Genomic DNA, 18,671 nt, shown 5'->3' with positions numbered 1-18,671 from the left:
ATGACGCACACACCGGACTACGAGGCACTGTACCGCGAGATCATCCCGTCGGTCGTCTCCATCTACGTGACGGCCGACGACCACGGGCGCCGCCGTGGCGCCGGCTCCGGGTTCGTCTACGACGAGTCACACGTCGTGACGAACCACCACGTCGTCGGCGACTCGGCCGAGGTCGAACTCCGGTTCAGCGAGGAGGACTGGCGCGTCGGCCGCGTCGTCGGCTCCGACCGGTACACCGACCTCGCCGTCGTCGAGGTCGAGGACCTCCCCGCGTACGCGACCCCCCTGTCACTCGCCGAGGCAGCGCCCGCGCCGGGCGTTCCGGTGGCTGCGCTCGGCAACCCGATGGGACTGGAAGGGAGCATCTCCGTGGGGGTTGTCAGCGGCTCGAACCGCTCGATGCCGACCGGCAACGGGTTCACCATCCCCGACACGGTCCAGACGGACGCGCCCATCAACCCCGGGAACTCCGGCGGGCCGCTCGTCACCGCGGACGGCGAGGTCGTCGGCGTCAACCGGGCACGCGGTGGTGACAACATCGGTTTCGCCATCTCCGCGGCGGTCGTCGCCCGCGTCGTCCCCTCGCTCGTCGAGCGGGGCCACTACGAACACCCGTATCTCAAGATTCGCACGCTCGACGTCTCGCCGTCGGTGGCGCGCGCGAACGGCCTCGACGACACCCGCGGCGTGCTCGTCGTCGACGTCGCGCGCGGCCCCTCCAGGGGGCTCCTCCGTGAGTCGACCGACACCCGACGCATCAACGGCATCGACGTGCCCGTCGGCGGCGACATCATCGTCGCGGTCGACGGCACGCCCGTGAACTCCCACGAGGGGCTCATGCGGCACCTGCTGCTGGAGACGAAGCCGGGCCACGCGGTCGAACTCGACCTGCTCCGCCGGGGGGCCGAGGTGACCGAGACGGTCACGCTCGCCGAGCGCCCGCACCCCGACCGCCGCGGGCGCGGCGGCACCCACATCCCCGTCCGGTAGTCACGCCCCGGCTTCGAACGCCGCCAGCAACGCGCTCGCCCCGTCGGGTTCCGCCCACTGCTGCTCGGTCTCCCTGGCCCACTGCTGGAGTTCGCGGTTCGCGGCTTCGACCTGTTCTTTGAGTTCGTCGTCGGTTTCGCTCGCAGTCTCGGTCGAGACGCGCGTCCATCCCTCGTCGGCATCGTAGCCGACGCCGACGACGGTTCCGTCGGTCACGAGAACGGCCACCGGGACGAGCTTGTAGTCGCTGTCCTCGATATCGAACACGGCTGCGGGAAACACCGCACGGAAGCGGCCGCTGTCGTTCAACTCGCGGAGTTCCGCGAGTTCGAGCGGGCGCGACGGGAGCGACGAGAGCTGCATACCTGCTGTGGCGGCTGCACCGAGAAACGCCTGACGGTCCGGCACAACAGTAATCAGGTCGCCGAGCGTTCGGCCACGTCATGCTCTGGACGCGCTACCGTCTCCTCGGGTTCGTCGGGGCGGTCTGTCTCCTCGGTTCCTGGCTCCTCGCCGACCCACTCGCGCCGGGGCTCGCGCCGGGCGCGCTCGGTACCTTCGTCGGCGCGGAGCTCCTCCTGCTCGCGGGGTACGCAGGTCTCAACGGTGCACGGCCCGTCCGCGGGACGCTCGCCGCACTCAACAGCCACCTCGTCGTCTACACGGGGTTCGTCGCCGTCACGGTGCTCCAGTCCCCCCAGCTCCCGCTGCCCGAAGCGGCGTTCGCGCGCCTTCCCCTGTTGCTCGTGCTCGCACCCATCCCGGCGGCGTTCTCGCTCGGTGCGTCGAGCCGAGCGGCCGACCGCGGCCCGTACGTGCTCGGCGCAGCGGTGGTGGCCGTCGCGGGGCCGGTGGTCGCGAACACGCTCCTCCGGTGGGTCGCTGGCGTTCCCGAGCCCGAACTGGAGACGCTCACGGCCGCCGCAGTCGGCGTCGTCGCGGCGCTGCCGCCGTATCTCACCGCGCGCCGTCGAAAGCCGGGGTTCCGTGACGAGTACCCGGGGCTCGACGACCTGCCGGTGTCGCGGGCGACGCTCACGGTCACGGCGTGGCTGCTGTTCGTCGTCTCCGGCTGGGGACCGTTCCGCGTCGCCTCCGGCACCGCGTTCCAGCGCGCCTGGGGTATCATCCCGCCCGAGAGCGTCCTCGCGATTCCGTTCCTCGGGCTGATGGCGACCGTCGGCGTGTTCGCCGTCGGCATCGTCGACTCCGAGGCGGTCGTCGAGCGACTGTTCGGCGTGGGGGTCGTCCTCTACCTCCTGGGCGCGGTCGCCGCCTACGCGTTCCCGCTGCTGGACGTCGATCTCGACCCCCCGCGGTACCTCGGGTTCGCCTCGGTCGTCCTCGTCTCGCTGCTCGCGCTCGCGGTGCTCTACCGGCGAGTTCGCTAGTCGGTCCGCGGGAGCGCGGCGGCGCCGACGGCGAAGAACGCGACTGCCAGCACGGTGAGCACGACGAGGTTCCCGGCCACCGGTCCGAGGGGGCCGACGGCGGCGCCTTCGCTCCCCGCGAACGTCGCCGCGCGTACCCCTCGCGAGAAGTACGTCAGCGGCGACACCCAGAGGGGGAGCCACTCCGGCAGCAGCGACGGCGGGACGAACGTCTCCGAGAGGAACAGGAGCGGCAGGGCGATACCGTTCGACGCCGCGATGACGCCGTCCTGCGAGTCCGAGAGCCGCCCGAGGATGGCTCCGAGCCCGCAGAACAGCGCGACCCCGAGCGCGATGTAGGGGACCAGCACTGGCGCGAACGTGATGGCGGCGTCGGTGACGAGCGTGACGAGCACGAGGATGCCCACCGCCGCCGCGCCGATGATGCCGACGTTGACGAGCGTCTGGCCGAGCAGCCACTCCCACCGGCGGAGCGGCGTCGTCGCCAGCTTCTCGAACCGGTTCCCCTCGCGGTGGCGTGCCACCTCGCTCCCCACCCGTGAAAGGGGCGTGAACAGCACGACGACGGCGAGGTAGCCCGGGACGTAGTAGCCCGCCGGCTCCGTGAACAGCCCGCCGGACCCCCCCGCGGTCTGAATCAGGGCCCCGAAGATGAGGATGATGATGGCGGGGAAGAAGAACGTGAAGAACACCGCGGTGCGGCGGCGCAGGAACGCCTTGCCCGCGGCGACGACCTCCGACCGGATGCGGCGGGTTCGGGTCATTCTCCCACCTCCCGCGGGTCGCCACCCGAGCCGACGGTCTGGCCGGTCAACTGGAGGTACACCTCTTCGAGGTCCGGCTGCCGCCAGAGCAGACCGTCGTAGCTCACACCTGCGTCGGCGAGCGTGTCGGCCACGGCACCGATGTCCTCGGGCGAGACGTCGTCGACGAGCAGGCGGCGTTCGTCCGGAACGAGCTGGTAGCCCGCGGCCTCCAGCGCGCGGGCGGCCGCTTCCTCGTCGTCGACCCGGACCTCGACGCGGGGCGCACCCCCATAGCGAGAGACGAGGTCCTCCGGGGAGCCCTCGGCGACGAGGGTGCCGTCCGCGAGCAGCCCCACCCGGTCACAGAGCCGTTCGGCCTCCTGCATGTAGTGGGTGGTCAGCAGGACGGTCGTGCCCGCCTCGGCCAGTCGCTCGACCAGTCCCCACACGTCGCGTCGACCCTGGGGGTCGATACCCGTCGTCGGCTCGTCCAGAAAGAGGACGTCCGGGTCGTTGACGAGCGCGGTACCGACGCAGGCGCGGCGCTTCTGCCCGCCCGAGAGGTTCTCGTAGTAGGTGTCGGCGTCGTCGGCGAGCCCCACGTCGTCGAGCACACCGTCGGTCTCGCGTGTGTCGTCGTACAGCCCGCCGTAGTAGTCGACGAGTTCGCGAGCTGTGAGGCGTTCGGGCGGCGAGAACTCCTGTGGCAGGAGGCTCACGCGCTCGGGGTCGGCGTCCTCCGGCCGAGCGCCGAGCAACTCGACCTCGCCCTCGGGCGTGGTCGTCCCGGTGAGCGCGCGGACGAGCGTCGTCTTGCCCGCCCCGTTCGGGCCGATGAGCCCGTACACCTCGCCCGCGTCGATGGCGAGCGAGACGCCGTCGAGCGCCACCGTCTCCCCGTACGTTCGCCGGACGTCTCTCGCGGTGATGACGCTCATAGCGCGGCCTTCACCCGGCGGACGACCTCGTCGACGTCGTACGCGTCGTCGGCCGTATCCCACACCACGTCGTCGTCGACACGCACCTGAAGGACGCCGTGGTCACCTGTCACGAGCGCGACACGGTCGACTGACTGGCCGAAGTTCGTCAAGACACCGCGCTGAAGGTCGATAGCGCGGTCAAGATAGCCACACGGCACGCAGTACTCGATCTCGACTTCGGTCATACGTGGGGGTTCGAAGCCGTCCGGTATGCTATCTGCGGTTTCAGCCCCAGCGCGTGCGGAGCTGTGCGAGGTCGCCCATATCCGGCCGCCACCGGAGCAAGAGGACCGTCACGACGAACACGACCGTCGAGAGGCCGTAGGACTGCTGGGTGATGGTCGCGGCGAACGTCGCCGAGCCCGTGATTCCGGAGACGACGGCGGCGATGACCGGAAACGTGCACGAGACACAGGAGAACAGCCCGACGACGCCCGCCGCGAGGTTGCCCGACACGTCGATGGCGGTCACGTACACGAGGTACGCGAGGGTCAGGTAACCCACCAGCTGGTATGGGATGATGTTCACGACTATTAACTGCCCGCTGTAGAGCACGGCCGGAGCGAAGCCCGGCGGAACCTGGAACGTCACGACGCGGAGGCCCGTGGCGAGGTCGCCGATGCCCGGGAGCAGGAGGCCACCGACGTACGCGAGCAGGAGGAAGTAGCCCGCGGCGACGCCACCGGCGAGCAGTTTCCGACGCGTGGACGCCGTCGCCGGCTCGGTGTTCCGATAGGCCCACCACGAGACGTTGAGCCAGACGAACGGGTAGCTGACGAGCAGGACGAACCCGAGCGACGACGGCGGCCCGGTGACGAACAGGAAGTACAGCAGGAGGACGAGCAGTTCGGCGTTGACGATGGCGGACCAGTAGACGAGGGTCTCGCGGTCCGGGCGGTAGCGGGTGACGTCGACGGTGCTCATAGTGCGAGGGAGTCGACGACGACCGCGAGCAGGAGCATCCCGAGGTAGGCGTTCGAGGCGTGGAACGCTCTGAAGGCAGCGTCGGTGGTCTGCTCGTGGTGGAGGCGGACGACTGCCCACAGGAACACGGCGCCGAACAGGACGGTCGTGACCGCGAACAGCTCACCGAGGTTCGTGAGCGCGACCAGCGCACCTGCCGCGGCGAGCGTCGCCGCGAGGTACCAGAGGATGTGCTTGCGGGTGACGGTCTCCCCCCGGACGACCGGCATCATCGGGAAGCCGCCGCGGGCATAGTCGTCCTTGTACGCGAGCGCGAGGTTGTAGAAGTGCGCCGGCGTCCACAGGAAGATCACGCCAGCGAGCACGACGCCCGGCAGGCCGATGTCGCCGGTGACCGCGGCCCAGCCGATGAGTGCGGGGAGCGCGCCCGCCGCGCCGCCGATGACGGTGTTCTGGACGGTGTTCGGCTTGAGCACGAGGGTGTAGACGACCGAGTAGAACACGATGGCACCGAGGCCGAGCGCGGCTGCCAGCACGTTCACCTGCAGGAACGCCACGAGCGCGAGCGCCGCGAGCGCGAGCCCGAACGCGACGGCGTTGCGGACGGGGACGAGTTCGGTCGCGAGCGGCCGGTCGCTCGTCCGCTTCATCTTCCGGTCGATGTCACGTTCGAGGACGTGGTTGAAGGTACCCGAGGCACCGATAGCGAGGACGCCGCCGCCGAGCGTGTAGACGACCGTGTCGATGGCCAGCCCGGGGCCCGAGGCGAGTGCCATCCCCGCCGCCGCGACGAGCGCGAGCAGCCACATCAGCCGGGGCTTCATCAGTCGGAAGTAGGCGCTCGCGGTCGCCTGCAGGCGGGCGAGCGGGGAGTCGAACGTCGGGAGGTCGCCCGCAGGCTCGTCCGGGAGGTCCGGCTCGGGCCGTTCGGTGGGCATGTCGTCGCTGCCGGTTTCGGCTTCGAGTTGCCACGCCAGCGCGAGCGTGAGCGCGGCGAAGATGGCCATCCCGACGCCGAGGTGGACGCCGGGAACCGTCTCCCCGGCGGAGGTGGCGACGGCCGCCCCGACGACGACCTGCACCGGGTAGAGCACGATGGCGAGTGCGAGCGCGGCCCGCACGCGGCGCTCGAACTCGGGCCAGCCGACGACGGCCGTCGCGACGACGAGTAGGCCGACGAGCGCGGCGATCGCGCGATGGGTGAGGCCAACGAGTGCGGCCGTCGAGGTGGGCGCACACAGCGGCCACGTCCCGCAGGCGGCCGCAGCGTCCGCGACGGTCGCGGTCGCCCCGGCGACGACCAGCAGGTAGACGCCGACGACCGCACCGGCGAGTAGCGTCGTGACCTTCGGGCGGGACATTTCGGGTATAGTTGGACGTAGGCGTGCCCGTACTTAGGCCCCCCGCTTTAGGGGTATTCATGTGTCCGCCCCTGCTTGGCCCATCGTCCATGCGACCGGCGTTCGTCTCCAGTCACCCGCCTCGACTCACGCTCCGGTAGCGCCTACCGATTGCGGCACGTAATACCGCCACCACGCACGTGCATCGCGGGGTTAATGAGGGGGCAATCCTAAGCCGCGAGTAATGATACGGAAGCGTACCGCTGGGCTGGTCGCCGGGCTGTTCGCACTGCTCGCACTGGCAGTCGACCCGGCCGCGGCTCAGACCTCGCTGAACGAAGACCTCATCACGGGGCTGAACCTGAAACTCCTGTACGTCGCCATCCCCATCGCCGTCCTCGTCGAGGTCATCCTCATCTACACGGTCATCAAGTTCAAGGACAGCGACGAGGCCAAGCCCACCAAGGAGAACCGCCGACTCGAGATCACCTGGACGGTCGCGACGGCCATCATCCTCCTGTTCGTCGGCTTCGCCGCCTACCAGCTGCTCGGCGTGACGGCCATCGGGGGCGTCACCGCCGCCTCGAATCCGAACGCCGTCGAACCAGCGACGACCCACGACTTCCCCGGAGCCGTCGGGCCGCCGCAGGGTGAGGCCGACAACGTCGTCGAGATCGAGGTCGTCGCCCAGAAGTACTTCTGGGTGTTCAACTACCCCGAGGAGACGGTCAACGGCAACGAGTCACGGTACGTCTCCAACACTGGGACGATGGTGATGCCCGCGAACACGACCGTCTATCTCCACGTCACCTCCATCGACTGGCTCCACGCGTTCCACGTCCCGAAACTCGCGCTGAAGCAGGACGCGTTCCCCGATAAGTACAACACCATCTCGACGGAGGCGTACAAGACGGGCACCTACCAGCTCTACTGTGCGGAGTACTGTGGCGTCGGCCACTCCGCGATGCTCGGGAAGGTGCAGGTCGTCTCGCAGGAGGAGTACCAGAACTGGCTCGACGAGCAGAAGGCCGGCATGACCGAGTCCGAGTCCTCTGGCAACGAGAGTTCGGGCAACGAGAGTTCGGGCAACGAGAGCTCCGGCAACCAGAGCGCGGTCGCCCCGCCGGCGGCCCTCGCGGCCTAATCGCGGCGTAGCTTCTCGCAGTCGTCTTCCGTCACCCGTTCCGTCCTCTGTCTCCACCAGCAGTGCGCCCGTCGGGCTTCGAGCGTGGCGGCGTCCATACGGTCGGGTGTGTCCGCCCGGCGTCAAACTGCCGTTTTCCGGGGTGCTCGCACACGACAGTGCGTGTTCATCTCCTTCGCCAGCGTACCTGCGGCCATGCGAGCCATTCGAACCGAGATCGTCGTCGACGCCCCGCCCGCGGACGTGTGGCAGGCCCTCACCGAGACGGACGCGTACCCCGCGTGGAACCCGCACGTCGTCGAGGCACACGGCGACCTCGCCGTCGGCTCGAGGCTCGACATCACGGTCCGCCGGGAGGGGGTCCGCGACCGGTCGATGCGCGTCACCGTCACGGACCTGGACCCGGAGCGGAAGCTGGCGTGGGTCGGGCGCGTCCTCTCGCCGCTCCTGTTCGAGGGCCGGCACGTCTACGAGCTCGAACCGCTCGACGACGGCCGAACGCGACTGGTCAACCGCGAGGAGGTGCGTGGCGTCCTCGGCGGGATGGTCGTCACCGACGAGCCCGAGGTCGACTACGAGAAGATGAACCGGGCGCTCGCGGAGCGGGTAGAGCGCGTGGCGCCCGACGCGACGACGTAGGTCACAGTTCCGTGGTGGGTCGGGCGGCGAACGCGGTGACGTGGAGCGCGAGCATCGTCACGAGGAAGACGACGGTGGTGAGCAGGGCCACGACTTCGGGCACCGCCCCCGGACGGAACATCCGTATCACGACGATGGGGACGCCGCCACCGCCCAAGAGGACGGCGACGACCCCCAGCACCGCCGCGAGCAGGCGGTCGACGCCATCTCGGAGCGCCGCGGCCGCGGTGACGACCAGCGCCCCGCCGAGGAGCAGCGACTGGAGCGGCTGGAGGAACAGCCCCAAGACGGCGGCAACGACGGGGACGCCGATTGCGACCGCGAGCACGATGCCGAATGCCGGTTCGGCGACGCTGGTGTCCATACGGTCGCGACCGGGGCCGAACGGAAAACGATTCGGGAGACGAAAACAGGCGTTTGAGTGACGGGCTACAGCTCGACGATGGCGCCGACGTACAGCACGACGACGAGGAAGACCCAGACGACGTCGACGAAGTGCCAGTACATCGAGACCGTCGAGACGGACGTGTGTTTCTCCGCGGAGTACTGGCCGTAGAGCGCCCGGACGAACACGATGCCGAGCAGCACCGCCCCGAGACTGACGTGGAGGCCGTGGAGGCCCGTCAGGCCGTAGAACGCCGAGGCGTACGCGCCGTCAAGGATGGTGAAGTTCTCGTGGACGATGAACTCGTAGTACTCGTACACCTGCCCACCGAGGAAGATGATCCCGAGCAGCAGCGTGACGCCGAGCAGGTTCTTGAAGCGGCTGTGGTCGCCCTTTCGGAGCGCGACGTGCGCGTAGTGGAGCGTGACCGAGGAGATGATGAGGATGACCGTGTTGATGATGACGAGGCTCGAGAAGATGGAACCGCTCTCGACGAGGTGCGGGAGGTTCTCGCCCCAGACGTCGGACCGGACGAAGAAGTAGTAGACGAAGCCGGCGCCGAACGTGGCGACTTCGCTACCGAGGAACGCTAACATTCCGAGCTTCAGGCCGACGCTGTGGCCCTCGCCGCTCCAGTAGGACTTGACGAACGCGTGGTACACCCAGCCGTACAGGCCGGTGAGGAAGACGAACGTGCTGGCGATGAACACCGCGGGGCCGTACAGCGAGGGAACGATCGGACTGTCGCCCGTGGACAGCACGTACAGGCTCGCACCGATGTAGAACCCCGCCGCACCGAAGGCGGTGATGAACGGCCACCACGAGGCCTCACCGAACCCCTTCGGCCAGTCGTCGACCGCGGGGAGGTGGTGGCTGTGGTCGTCGGATTCGTCCGCGTGACTCATACGCGCCGCTAGCGAGTCGATCGGCAAAAACCCTCCTACTCTCGCTCGCCCGTCGCCCTGCGATTCTTGCCGGTGACGGCTTCGACGGCTATACTTTCGTCCGGTCCCTAGCGCCGACGATGACGGCCCGCCGCCGCCTCGTTCGCGCGCTCGTCCTCGTGCCGGCGCTCCTCGCGCTCCCGGTCGTGGGCCGGGCGCTCGCCCACGGTGGGAGCCTCGGTGGGAGCGCGGGTCGCTCGCTCGACATCCCGACGTGGTTGTTCCTCGCTACGGGGGGCGGTGTCGTCGGCGCCTCCTTCCTGCTCTCCTCGTTCGCCACCGACCGCGCGTTCATCCAGCAGGTCCACGCGCGCCAACGCGCGCTCACCGTCCCGGTCCGCACGCTCGTGGTGTCCGCCGGTCGCGTCCTCGGCGTGCTCGGACTCGTCGGCGTGGTCGCGGTCGGCTTTCTCGGCCCCACCGACCCCCTTCGCAACGCCGCCGTGCTCGTGGTGTGGGCTGGCTGGTGGGCCGGGCTGGCCATGACGGCGTACCTCGTCGGAAACGCGTGGCCGGTCTTGAACCCGTGGCGCACACTCGCCCGCTTCCTCCCCACTCGCAACCGGCCGCTCCGGGTCGACGGCGCGTGGCTCTCGACGGTCGGGCTGCTGGCGCTCGTCTGGCTCGAAGTGGTGAGTCCGCTCGCAGACGCCCCTCGACTGCTCGCCGTCGTTGTGGTCGGCTACTCAGCCGTGGCCCTCGCGGGGTACGGCCTCCTCGGTGACGCCTACTTCGAGACGGTCGACCCCGTCTCGCGGGTGTTCCGCTATTACGGGGCCGTCGCCCCGGTCGAGCGCGGCCCCGACGGTGTCCGGCTCCGCCTGCCCGGAACGGGCCTCGACGACGACATCCTCGACGGGTCCGGGGACGTGGCGTTCGTGATTGCGCTGCTGTGGGGGACGACGTTCGACGGGCTCGTCGCGACGCCACCGTGGGCCAACGTCGCCCGGGCCGTGGTCGGGGCCGGCGTACCCGCCGCCCTGCTCTATCCGGCCGCCCTGCTCGTCGGGTTCGGGGTGTTCTTCGCCGCGTACGTCGTCGCGGTCAGATACGGGGCCCGGTACGCGGAGACGCGCCTCGACGAGGCCACGCTCGCCCGGCGGTTCGCCCCCTCGCTGCTCGCCATCGCTGCGGGCTATCACCTCGCCCACTACCTCGGCTACTTCCTCTCGCTCTCCCCGGCACTCGTGGGTGCACTCGTCGACCCGCTCTCGCCGGGGCAGGCCTACACGCTCGTCCTCCCGGGGTGGTTCGGCGGCCTCTCGCTCGCGTTCGTCCTGCTCGGGCACGTTCTCGCAGTGTGGGTCGCCCACGCCGTCGCCTACGAACTGTTCCCCTCCCGAATGCAGGCGATTCGCTCCCAGTACGCGCTCACGCTCGTGATGGTGTTCTACACGATGACGTCGCTGTGGATCGTCTCCCGACCGTACGCGGCTCCCCCCTTCGTCTGACCATGCCCGATGCCACCCCCGACGACGCGACCTGCCCGCACTGCGACCGACGGTTCGCCCGTGACGACTATCGCGACCTGCACCTCGGGGTCGACCACGCGGGCGACCTGACCGACGCGGAGCGCGAGCGATACGAGGCGGCGCTCGCGGCGGAGGAGGAACAGCTCCGGCTGTTCCGCTACAAGGCGCTCGGCCTGCTCGTGCTCGTCTACTTCGGCTTCCTCATCCTGTTCGCGTTCTCGCTCGCGTGAGTCCGAACGGCGATTGCTATCTGCGGGACGAACGGACACGACAGCGGTGGTCCCGACACGGTCTCTCAGCGCACGGCTCGGTGCGTGCAAACTCGTGACCGGGTCGCTTTAGTCCCGCCCCCCGCTACGCGAACCCATGCGACGAATCGGGGTGGTCGTCAACCCCATCGCCGGTATGGGCGGCCGCGTCGGGCTCAAGGGAACCGACAACAAGGTCGAGGAGGCGCGCCGCCGCGGGGCCGAGCCCCGGGCCCCCGACCGCGCGGTGCAGGCGCTCGAACACATGCGCCAGCAGGGGGTCGAGGTCGAACTGCTCGCGTACGGCGGTGTGATGGGCGCCGACGAGTGCCGCGAGGCGGGCTACGAGCCCGAGGTCGTCGGCCATCCCGGCGACGAGGACACCTCCCGCGAGGACACGAGGGAGGCCGTCCGGCAGTTCGTTTTGAACGACGTGGACCTCGTGCTGTTCGTCGGCGGTGACGGCACCGCCGTCGACGTGGCCGAGACGCTCGACGAACTCGAGACCGACACACCGATGCTCGGTGTACCCGCGGGCGTCAAGGTGTACTCCTCGGTGTTCGCAGTCACGCCGCGTGCAGCGGGCCGGCTCGCCGTCTCCTTCGACCGGACCGCCACCAGAGAGGTCAACGACATCGACGAGGACGCCTTTCGGGGGGGAGACGTCAACACCGAGCTGAAGGCCATTCGGCCGGTGCCCGTCGGCGAGGACCTCCAGTCCTCCAAGCAAATCGGGGGCGGCACGGTCGAACAGCTCGCCGAGGCCGTCGCGTACGACTGCACCGACGAGCACGAGACGACGTTCGTGCTCGGGCCGGGGTCGACGCTCGACGCGGTCAAGACCGAACTGGGCTTCGACGGCGCGCCGCTCGGCGTCGACGTCTGGCGCGACGGTGAGCTACTTGCCCACGACGCCACCGAGTCCGACATCCTCGCGAACCTCGGCGAGCAGAACACCATCATCGTCTCGCCCATCGGGGGCCAGGGGTTCATCTTCGGGCGTGGCAACCCCCAGATCTCGCCGGCGGTCATCCGGCAGTCCGACGTGGAAGTCGTCGCCTCCCGCAAGAAAATCGACGACATCGGCGTCCTGCGCGTCGACACGGGCGACCCGGAACTCGACGAGGACCTCAGAGGGTGGCAACGGGTCCGCGTCGGCAAGTTCGAGCGCCGACTGCTGAAAGTCGTCTGAGCTCGCGGAGCCGGGGTCGCCCGGTCCTTCATCATCTACTGTCGTGGTTAGTCACGAGCGGAGATGTATGCCCTCATTAGTGAAGATTAAGGTCATGCAAAGCAGAGGGGAGGCTATATGGAGACACGCAAAGTCCAGCGACTCGGCCCCTCGACGCTCGCCATGACCCTTCCGGCTGAATGGGCGAAGGCACAGAACGTCGAGAAGGGCGACGAGGTCTCGCTGCGCATCGGTGGGAAGGGGACGCTCACCGTCATGCCCGAATCGGTCCAGCAGGAGGAGTCGGAGGCCATCATCCACGCCGACGAACTGGAGGCGGACGCCGTCGAGCGTGCCATCCTCGCACAGTACGTGCTCGGCCGGCGCGTCATCCAGGTCGAGGTTGAGGAGGGCGGTACCCTCGACTCCCAGACCATCAACGCCGTCTACAACGCGGAGACCCAGCTGATGGGCCTTGGTGTCATCGAGGAGACGCCCGAGCGCATCGCCATCCGCTGCAGTGTTGACCCCGAGGACTTCACGCTCGACAACCTGCTCGAACGCTTGGAGTCGACCGGGTCGACGATGCGCAACGAGGCGGTCAAGGCGCTCGCGCACGGCAACCCGGACCTCGCGCAGCGTGCCCTGAACCGCGAGCGACAGGCGAACAAGATCTTCGTCCTCCTGCTTCGCCTCATCTTCACGGCGTACCAGAACCCGAACCTCGCCCGCGCCGTGGGGCTCGACTCGGGCTTCCCGCTCATCGGCTACCGCTCCATCGCGAAGAACCTCGAACTGACGGCCGATAACGCCGAGGACATCGCGGAGATTGTTCTCGAGACCGAGGGCCACACCCTCAACGTCGACGACGCGACGATGCGGCGCATCCGCGAGTTCACCGACTCCGTCAACGAAGTCACCGAGAAGGGCGTCCGCTCGGCCGTCGACCGCGACTACGACACCGCCATCGAGACGCGGCGGCTGTTCCGTGAGATCGAGGACCGACAGCGCGACATCCTGATGGACCTCCCCGAGATGTCGAACGAGGACCTCCTGCGCGTCCGTGAGGTGCTGGTCTCACTCCAGCAGACCGCACAGTACGCGGTCCGAAACGCCGAGATCGCGACGAACCTCGCACTCAACGAGGACAGCGAGTACGTCACCATCTCGTAGCCTCGGGGACGCGTGTTTCTTCGAAGTACAGAGATCTGACCGCGGCGTCAGTCGGCCGTCGCTGCGGGCACCTCCGTCTCCGTCGTCCTTTCGGCCTTCTCGACGGTCAGTGGATTCCGTCTCGTTATCGAGCAGTCGAACGCTGGGTGTTCCGCGAAGTGGCGCACCAGCATGTGCCGGCGCGAGCCGGTGATGCCGGTGCGACTCACCGCGTCGGCGGTGAACTCGTCGGGCAGGCGCTCGTACAGCCGTTCGACCCGAGCGAACGAGTCGAACACCTTCGCGTTGCCCGCGCTGTCGGCCCCACGGCGCGCGACGACGTAGCTGCCGTCCTCGCGGTGTTCGCCGCTCGTGTGCAGGAACTCGCGGCGGTCAACCATCACGTCGCCGATGGCCGCCTGTAGGTCACGGGCCGCCGCACGCGACAGCCGATGCTCGTGGCCGTCTATCGTAATCAGAATCGATCCGTCGTCCGTCGTCGCTACTGGCTCCTCACGGGAGAACTCGACCAGGAGCGGTGGCACTCCGGTTCATACAGTCGGTCGTTGTGCCGGCACCATCAAAACCCTATCGGCGCGCTCGGGGACTCGGTCCGTGGGCTACACGGCCGGCAGTTCGAGGATGCCATCGTCCGTCGCTGTCCCGTCGTCGCTCGGGCTGTCCGTCGGGAGCGGCGACCCGGTCGGGGAGTCAGCCGGGGACTCGACGGGCGAGTCGACGGGTGAATCTACCGGCGAATCCGTGGGTTCGTCGCCAGAGTCGGTCTGCGTTGGGGTCGCCTCGCCGTTCGACGCGCCGTCGCTCGACTCCTTCGTCCCGAAGATGTCCGTCTCGATGGTCTTCTCGTAGGTCAGCTTGTCGAGCGGGACGCGAATCTGGTTGCCGGTTGGCAGCTCGATCTTCGCGTAGAAGTCGATCTTCAGCTGCGTCACCTGATCGTTCTCCAGGTGACTCACCCACCAGTCGTCGAGTCGCTGGTTCTGGATGGCCGGCTGGGTCTCGATGGTCTCGGTCGCCCCGCCGGGGATGATGTACGTCCGGTCGGTCGCGCCCTCACCGACCTTGATGCCGTTCATCGTGATCTCGTAGCCGACTTCGGTGATGGTGTAGGGCTTCGCCTGCGGGTTGTAGACGGTGAACCCCATGTCGATGGGCGTCTCCGCGTCGGTGACCGACCCCCACTCGCCGGATGTCTCGTTGATGTAGAGCACCGGGTTCGAGTAGAGCGGACTCTCCGGGCCGTTGACGGGCCGCGTCTCGTCGGAGTTGAACTGGCCGATGATGTCCGTCTCGACCTGTTTGTTCTGTTCGAGGTTGAACTCCTGGCCACCGAGCAGCGAGGTCTGGACCTGTGCGTCGATGGTGACGTTCGTCACCTCGCCGTTCCTGACGTGGGTGACCCACCACTCGGGGATCTTCGAGTTCTCCATCTCGGTGGAGAAGTTCAGCGTCGAGTTGCCCGTCTCGACGTCGAGCCCCTCCTTCTGGCCGGCGGCGATGCCGACGTCGTTCATGTTGACGGTGTAGTTCACCGTCGTCCCGCCGAGCTGGACGCCGATGGGGTTCGGGTTGTTCACGACGAGGTCGGTCTCGATGACGGTCGTCTCCTGTGAGACCGGGCCGAAGCGGTTCTCGACGTCGACGACGGCTGGGGCGCCGACGACGCCGAGCGCGAACGCGCCACCGACGCTGGCTACCATGACGCCGAGCGCCGTTACCACAATTTTCAGTTTGCTGCCGAGTAGTAACGACCGTGCTGCCATTGCCAGAGGCGATGGAACGGCCGTCTATATGCTTTCTGACTGAATCATCGAACAATCCGCGACCGACGGTCAGTGAGGACGGGGCAGGTCCAGTCTACCGCGTCGACCGGTAACGCGGGGATTAAGTAGGCGTCGTCGGAACGGAGGAGTATGGAAACTGCATCCGCAACCGACCGTCGGGTCGGCCTCGCTGCGCTGTTCGGCGTGCTCGGGCTGGCCGGTGCGTTCGTGATGTTCGTGGCTGCGCTCGGCGACCAACAGCTCCTCTCCGGTTGGGGGTTCGCCGGCGCCATGCTGTTCGCGACGCTGCTCGTCGCCGCGCTCCACCTGTACGACTGACTGCCAAGACGGCGCAGGTTTAAGTTCGATACTCGACTACAAGAACCCATGGACGAGACGGACAGCCCGGACGAGCGAATCCTCGCGTATCTTCGTGACAGAGCAGCAGGGGGAGACCGCTACTTCCGCGCGAAACACATCGCCGATGCCATCGGTCTGACCGCAAAACAGGTCGGCGCGCGACTGCCGCGACTGGCTGAGGAGTCCGAGGACGTCGAGATCGAGAAGTGGGGGCGCGCGCGCTCGACGACGTGGCGTGTCACGCCACAGTAAGGTGACGCGGGGACGGGGACAGGGGTTTAACTCACGGCCGCCCGAGCATCGGGTATGACAGTACGGGTCGAGCGGACGTTCGAACTTGACGCCGAACCCGCGGCGGTCTGGGCGTTCATCGCCGACCCGGAGCGGCGCGCCCAGTTCATCAGCGTCGTCTCGGAGTTCGAACTCACGGGACCGGGCACCGCCATCTGGCACGTCGAGATTCCCATCCGCTTCATCGACCGGACGATCGCCGTCGAGACCGAGGACGTGGAGAAGCGAGAGGGGGAGTACGTCCGGTTCATCGGGAAGTCGAAGGTGATGCGCGTGCAGGGTGAACACACCGTCGAGTCGATAGACGGGCGAACGCGGCTCATCAACCGGTTCGTCGTCGACGGGCGCGTTCCCGGCGTCGAGCGGTTCTTCAAGAAGAACCTCGACGGCGAGCTCGACAACCTCGAAGCCGCCATCCGGAAGGACCTCGGCCTCGATACATGAGACTCGCACTCGCGCAACTCGCCATCGAGTCCGGTCAGGTGGCGCGGAACGTCGACCGCGCCGTGACCGCCATCGAGACGGCGGCCGACGACGGCGCGGACCTCGTCGTCCTCCCTGAGCTGTTCAACGTCGGCTACTTCGCGTTCGACCTGTACGCACGGGAGGCGGAACCGCTCGACGGGCCGACGCTCACCCGGATCCGCGAGACGGCTCGCGACCACGAGGTGGGCGTGCTCGCGGGCTCCATCGTCGAGGACCTCGCGGCCAGCGGTGAGGGGCCGGTCGACGAGGGGCTCGCCAACACTGCGGTCCTGTTCGACCGGTCGGGCGACCGGCTCGCCACCTACCGGAAACACCACCTGTTCGGCTACCAGAGCGCGGAGTCGAAGCTGTTGACGGCCGGCGAATCGCTCGGTATCGCCGACTTCGAGGGGTTCTCCGTAGGGATGACGACCTGCTACGACCTGCGGTTCCCCGAACTCTACCGCGAACTGGTCGACGCCGGCGTCACGCTCGTTTGCGTACCCAGTGCGTGGCCCTACCCGCGCGTCGAACACTGGACACTCCTCCCGCGTGCCCGGGCAGTCGAGAACCAGTGTTACGTCGCCGCCGCGAACGGCTCGGGGTCGTTCGACGACGCCGACCTCCTGGGTCGGTCGTCGGTGTACGACCCGTGGGGCACGGTACTCGCCTCTTCGGGCGACGACCCGACGCTCGTGGTAGCTGACATCCACCCCGAGCGCGTCGAGCGCGTCCGTGAGGAGTTCCCCGCGTTGCGCGACCGAAGGGAGCGCAACGGACTGAGCGAACGGCGAACAGAGTGAGCCGTGAGCCGCGCTGCGCGACCGGCGCGTGGCCGAACGTGAGTGAGGCCACGTTCGAGCGAGCGGGCCCCAGGTCCGCGAGCAGGGAGCGCAACGGACTGCGCGACCGGGCCAAACTGGCTGTCTCGCCACTCCTGGAGGTCGAGACAACCGCTCTCACGTCACACGGTTTCCGTGTCTGACGGAAACGAACGTTTATCCGTGAGGCGGCCGAACTATTCATTGCTGATGCGACGCTTTTCTCGTCGCTGAAGCAGATACGGCCACACATCGCCCACCCGGTCGGGTGAGCCCGGCACCCGACCACCCACCGCCCGCCTCGGGGATCACTCCCCCCTCTCGCCTTCGGCGGCCGCGTACACCTGTGCCATGAGTCGCACGTCCGCGAGCCCGTCGGCCCCGTCGAAACCGACGGACTCGCCGGTCAGCACCGCGTGCGCGACCCGGTCGCACATCTCGCGGACCTCGCCACCGCCGCGCCCGTCGAACGTCACCCGCTCGTCGCCCCGTTCGACGACCATCGTTCGGGGGCGGTTCGGCTGGAACGCATCGCGGACCACGACGTTTCCCTCCGTTCCCTGCACCCGGAAGCTCGCGTTCGTCTGTCCGGTGAACGACGCGGAGAACGACCCGAACGCGTCCGGGAAGCCGACGTGGAACGCCACGTGCTCGTCCACGTCGGCGTACGGCCCCGACCCGCGGGTGTGACCGTCGACCCACTCCGGCTCGGTGCCGAGGAGGAACCGGGCGAGGTTCAGCGGGTAGACACCGAGGTCCATCAGCGCGCCTCCGCCGGCGAGCTCCGGGTCGAGTCGCCACTGGTCCGGGCCACGGTCCTCTGCGAGCGCGTCGACGGTGAAATCCCCAGCGAGAGCCGTCACGTCTCCCACACCACCGCGCTGGAGGAAGTCACGGAGCGCCAGCACCGCGGGGTCGGACTGCATCCGGTAGGCCGTCGCCAGCAGGACGCCGGCGTCGGCACAGGCGTCCACCATCCGCTCGGCGCGCTCGACGGTCGCTTCGAGCGGCTTCTCCGAAACGACGGGTTTTCCGAGCCGTGCGGCCGTTTCGGCGTGCGGCAGGTGGAGTCGGTTCGGGGTCGCGAGGTAGACGGCGTCGTACGCGTCGGTGGCCTCACCCGCCGCGTACGCGTCGTAGTCGATGCCAACAGTGTCGTACCGGTCTGCGAGGGCGGTGCGGGTCGCGTCTGTCCCGGAGACGGCGACGGTCGGCTCGCAGTAGTCGGCGGCGTCCAGTGCCGGGAGAACCACGTCTCGAGCGAAGCCACCACAGCCGACCACGGCGAAGCGAACCGTCCCGTCGGGGGCGGTGTCCCAGTCGCGAGGCTCGAACTCGAAGAAGGCGTCGAGTGACATGCCGACACGTTCTGTCCTGCGATAGAAAACTGCCGGGGGTGTTCCGCCTCCGATATCCCTAAACGG

The 18,671-nt window shown here is 68.4% G+C and carries 23 protein-coding genes; 12 read left to right on the top strand and 11 right to left on the bottom strand.

Going from position 1 to position 18,671, the window contains the following annotated elements:
- Complete coding sequence (locus NL126_RS20050) at window positions 1-990, top strand: S1C family serine protease (RefSeq protein WP_255196659.1); 990 nt, start codon at window positions 1-3, stop codon at window positions 988-990.
- Here NL126_RS20050 and NL126_RS20045 read toward each other — a convergent pair whose 3' ends face one another.
- The gene (locus tag NL126_RS20045; protein ID WP_255196658.1) at window positions 991-1,353 is read right to left on the bottom strand and encodes a DUF7964 domain-containing protein; all 363 of its coding nucleotides are present in this window, start codon (window positions 1,351-1,353) and stop codon (window positions 991-993) included. It abuts the gene before it with no gap.
- An 80-nt stretch (window positions 1,354-1,433) separates the two neighbouring features.
- Between NL126_RS20045 and NL126_RS20040 the strand changes: the two genes are divergently transcribed.
- Window positions 1,434-2,381, top strand: coding sequence for a hypothetical protein (locus NL126_RS20040; protein ID WP_255196657.1), 948 nt, complete (start codon window positions 1,434-1,436; stop codon window positions 2,379-2,381).
- Here NL126_RS20040 and NL126_RS20035 read toward each other — a convergent pair.
- From NL126_RS20035 to NL126_RS20015, 5 genes are read right to left on the bottom strand one after another with little or no spacing between them, the layout of a single operon-like run.
- The gene (locus NL126_RS20035; RefSeq protein ID WP_255196656.1) at window positions 2,378-3,145 is read right to left on the bottom strand and encodes an ABC transporter permease; all 768 of its coding nucleotides are present in this window, start codon (window positions 3,143-3,145) and stop codon (window positions 2,378-2,380) included. The two genes, NL126_RS20040 and NL126_RS20035, sit on opposite strands and share 4 nt — an antisense overlap.
- Window positions 3,142-4,065 (bottom strand): ABC transporter ATP-binding protein, encoded by a 924-nt coding sequence (locus NL126_RS20030; protein WP_255196655.1) that lies wholly within the window; start codon window positions 4,063-4,065, stop codon window positions 3,142-3,144. Before NL126_RS20030 ends, NL126_RS20035 begins: the two co-directional genes overlap by 4 nt.
- Complete coding sequence (locus NL126_RS20025) at window positions 4,062-4,292, bottom strand: SelT/SelW/SelH family protein (protein ID WP_255196654.1); 231 nt, start codon at window positions 4,290-4,292, stop codon at window positions 4,062-4,064. Before NL126_RS20025 ends, NL126_RS20030 begins: the two co-directional genes overlap by 4 nt.
- A gap of 40 nt (window positions 4,293-4,332) precedes the next feature.
- Window positions 4,333-5,031: a DUF7546 family protein gene (locus tag NL126_RS20020; RefSeq protein ID WP_255196653.1), complete on the bottom strand. Its 699-nt coding sequence runs from the start codon at window positions 5,029-5,031 to the stop codon at window positions 4,333-4,335.
- Window positions 5,028-6,392 (bottom strand): heme o synthase, encoded by a 1,365-nt coding sequence (locus NL126_RS20015; protein WP_255196652.1) that lies wholly within the window; start codon window positions 6,390-6,392, stop codon window positions 5,028-5,030. Before NL126_RS20015 ends, NL126_RS20020 begins: the two co-directional genes overlap by 4 nt.
- Before the next feature lie 223 nt (window positions 6,393-6,615).
- On the opposite strand from NL126_RS20015, the gene coxB reads away from it, so the two are divergent.
- Window positions 6,616-7,515: a cytochrome c oxidase subunit II gene (gene coxB, locus NL126_RS20010; RefSeq protein ID WP_255196651.1), complete on the top strand. Its 900-nt coding sequence runs from the start codon at window positions 6,616-6,618 to the stop codon at window positions 7,513-7,515.
- Between the two features lie 195 nt (window positions 7,516-7,710).
- Window positions 7,711-8,154: an SRPBCC domain-containing protein gene (locus NL126_RS20005; RefSeq protein ID WP_255196650.1), complete on the top strand. Its 444-nt coding sequence runs from the start codon at window positions 7,711-7,713 to the stop codon at window positions 8,152-8,154.
- Window position 8,155: 1 nt separating this feature from the next.
- Here NL126_RS20005 and NL126_RS20000 read toward each other — a convergent pair whose 3' ends face one another.
- Together NL126_RS20000 and NL126_RS19995 are read right to left on the bottom strand one after the other, a co-directional pair.
- Complete coding sequence (locus tag NL126_RS20000; protein ID WP_255196649.1) at window positions 8,156-8,518, bottom strand: hypothetical protein; 363 nt, start codon at window positions 8,516-8,518, stop codon at window positions 8,156-8,158.
- Between the two features lie 65 nt (window positions 8,519-8,583).
- Entirely contained in the window at window positions 8,584-9,444 is an 861-nt protein-coding gene (locus NL126_RS19995) for a cytochrome c oxidase subunit 3 (protein ID WP_255196648.1), read from the bottom strand.
- Window positions 9,445-9,563: 119 nt separating this feature from the next.
- Here NL126_RS19995 and NL126_RS19990 point away from each other — a divergent pair, with 119 nt between their 5' ends.
- The 4 genes from NL126_RS19990 (at window position 9,564) to NL126_RS19975 (ending at window position 13,547) form a co-directional block, all read left to right on the top strand.
- A complete protein-coding gene (locus NL126_RS19990) occupies window positions 9,564-10,934 on the top strand; it encodes a hypothetical protein (protein ID WP_255196647.1) in 1,371 nt (456 codons plus the stop codon).
- A gap of 2 nt (window positions 10,935-10,936) precedes the next feature.
- Entirely contained in the window at window positions 10,937-11,185 is a 249-nt protein-coding gene (locus NL126_RS19985) for a DUF7410 domain-containing protein (protein WP_255196646.1), read from the top strand.
- Window positions 11,186-11,321: 136 nt separating this feature from the next.
- Entirely contained in the window at window positions 11,322-12,395 is a 1,074-nt protein-coding gene (locus NL126_RS19980; RefSeq protein WP_255196645.1) for an ATP-NAD kinase family protein, read from the top strand.
- Window positions 12,396-12,512: 117 nt separating this feature from the next.
- Window positions 12,513-13,547, top strand: coding sequence for a phosphate signaling complex PhoU family protein (locus NL126_RS19975; RefSeq protein WP_255196644.1), 1,035 nt, complete (start codon window positions 12,513-12,515; stop codon window positions 13,545-13,547).
- 47 nt (window positions 13,548-13,594) lie between these two features.
- Here the strand turns inward: NL126_RS19975 and NL126_RS19970 are convergent, their stop codons facing one another.
- Entirely contained in the window at window positions 13,595-13,975 is a 381-nt protein-coding gene (locus tag NL126_RS19970; protein WP_350355512.1) for a DUF7528 family protein, read from the bottom strand.
- Window positions 13,976-14,146: 171 nt separating this feature from the next.
- On the bottom strand, window positions 14,147-15,247 hold the full coding sequence (locus tag NL126_RS19965) for an LEA/WHy family protein (RefSeq protein WP_255196642.1): 1,101 nt from the start codon (window positions 15,245-15,247) through the stop codon (window positions 14,147-14,149).
- Between the two features lie 213 nt (window positions 15,248-15,460).
- Between NL126_RS19965 and NL126_RS19960 the strand changes: the two genes are divergently transcribed.
- The 4 genes from NL126_RS19960 to NL126_RS19945 are packed head-to-tail and all read left to right on the top strand — an operon-like array spanning window position 15,461 to window position 17,229.
- Window positions 15,461-15,649 carry a DUF7525 family protein gene (locus NL126_RS19960; protein ID WP_255196641.1) on the top strand — a complete coding sequence of 63 codons (189 nt, stop codon included), beginning with the start codon at window positions 15,461-15,463 and terminating at the stop codon, window positions 15,647-15,649.
- A gap of 48 nt (window positions 15,650-15,697) precedes the next feature.
- On the top strand, window positions 15,698-15,922 hold the full coding sequence (locus NL126_RS19955) for a DUF7123 family protein (protein ID WP_255196640.1): 225 nt from the start codon (window positions 15,698-15,700) through the stop codon (window positions 15,920-15,922).
- A 54-nt stretch (window positions 15,923-15,976) separates the two neighbouring features.
- Window positions 15,977-16,405, top strand: a complete 429-nt coding sequence (locus NL126_RS19950; protein ID WP_255196639.1) for an SRPBCC family protein — start codon at window positions 15,977-15,979, stop codon at window positions 16,403-16,405.
- Window positions 16,402-17,229: a carbon-nitrogen family hydrolase gene (locus NL126_RS19945; RefSeq protein WP_255196638.1), complete on the top strand. Its 828-nt coding sequence runs from the start codon at window positions 16,402-16,404 to the stop codon at window positions 17,227-17,229. Before NL126_RS19950 ends, NL126_RS19945 begins: the two co-directional genes overlap by 4 nt.
- A 326-nt stretch (window positions 17,230-17,555) precedes the next feature.
- Here NL126_RS19945 and NL126_RS19940 read toward each other — a convergent pair whose 3' ends face one another.
- The gene (locus NL126_RS19940; RefSeq protein ID WP_255196637.1) at window positions 17,556-18,605 is read right to left on the bottom strand and encodes a Gfo/Idh/MocA family protein; all 1,050 of its coding nucleotides are present in this window, start codon (window positions 18,603-18,605) and stop codon (window positions 17,556-17,558) included.
- Window positions 18,606-18,671 lie beyond the last annotated feature (66 nt).

The sequence above is a fragment of the Halorarius litoreus genome (genome assembly GCF_024362405.1).
Classification (GTDB): Archaea; Halobacteriota; Halobacteria; order Halobacteriales; family Haloarculaceae; genus Halorarius; species Halorarius litoreus.
Note: the sequence above shows the minus strand (reverse complement) of the source record. Positions and strands in the feature narration are given on the sequence as shown.